Below are 1,317 nucleotides of genomic sequence, written 5' to 3'. Positions count from 1 at the left end.
GATCGTGTCGGCCGTGGCAAGCTCAGAGAGGTCAACGCCCGCTTCAGTGCTATGGCCAGCCATTTCCTGTTCGAGGCACAGTTTTGCAATCCGGCCTCGGGATGGGAGAAGGGACAGGTCGAGAAGAATGTTCGGGACGCTCGCCATCGTATCTGGCAATCTGTACCAGCGTTTCCGACACTCAGAGCCCTCAACGATTGGCTAGAGCAACGGTGTCAACAGTTATGGCAAGAGATTGCGCATGGCCAATTGCCTGGCTCACTTGCTGATGTGTGGGAGCAAGAACGCTCAACCTTGATGCCCATGCCTCGGCCGTTTGACGGCTTTGTCGAGCATGCCAAACGAGTCTCTCCCACCTGCCTAGTTCACTTCGAGCGCAATCGCTACAGCGTGCCGGCCTCTTATGCCAACAGGCCCGTGAGCTTGCAGGTTTATGCCGACCGCCTGGTTGTCGTGGCCGAAGGTCAGTTCGTCTGCGAACACCCGCGCATCATTGAGCGCAATCACCAAGGCTCAGGGCGTACGGTCTATGACTGGCGCCATTACCTGGCCGTATTGCAGCGCAAGCCTGGCGCATTGCGCAACGGTGCGCCGTTTGTCGAGTTGCCAGACGCATTCAAACGACTGCAAGCTTTGCTCCTGAAGCAACCTGGCGGCGATCGCGAGATGGTGGAAGTTCTTGCCTTGGTGTTGCAGCACGATGAGCAAGCCGTCCTGGCCGCTGTCGAGTTGGCACTGGAGGATGGCGCACCCCGCAAGACCCACATCATCAATATCTTGCACCGCCTCATTGATGGAACACCGGAACCTGAGCCCATCCATTCACCCCAAGCCTTGGCCTTGATCGTTGAGCCACAAGCCAACGTCGTGCGCTATGACCAACTCCGACAGGTGCGCCATGCGTCATGACCCCGCCATTGCTGCGATCATCATCATGCTGCGCCAACTCAAGATGTTTGGCATGGCCCAGGCCGTGACAGAACTTGCAGAGCAAGGCTCACCAGCCTTTGAAGCAGCACACCCCATACTGTCGCAACTGCTCAAGGCCGAGAGTGCTGAGCGAGAAGTGCGCTCCATTGCCTATCAACTCAAGGCCGCCAGGTTCCCGGTCTACAGAGATCTGGCAGGCTTTGACTTCGCACACAGTGAGGTCAATGAAGCCTTGGTACGCAGCCTTCATCGCTGTGAGTTCATCGAGAAGGCTAACAATGTGGTGCTTGTCGGTGGGCCTGGCACGGGTAAGACGCACATTGCTACGGCACTGGGTATTCAGGCCATTGAGCACCACCGTCAAAGGGTGCGCTTCTTCTCTACTGT

The 1,317-nt window shown here is 57.4% G+C and carries 2 protein-coding genes; both read left to right on the top strand.

The genetic code is table 11. The features are described from left to right. Nucleotides 1-909, top strand: a 909-nt coding sequence (locus ACWGXF_RS24325; RefSeq protein ID WP_452102600.1) for a Mu transposase domain-containing protein, incomplete at its 5' end; no start/stop codon positions are given. Continuing rightward, on the top strand, nt 899-1,317 hold a 419-nt coding region (locus ACWGXF_RS24320; RefSeq protein ID WP_452102599.1), incomplete at its 3' end, for an ATP-binding protein. The genes ACWGXF_RS24325 and ACWGXF_RS24320, both read left to right, overlap by 11 nt.

The sequence above is a fragment of the Comamonas sp. HJ-2 genome (assembly GCF_053615495.1).
Note: the sequence above shows the minus strand (reverse complement) of the source record. Positions and strands in the feature narration are given on the sequence as shown.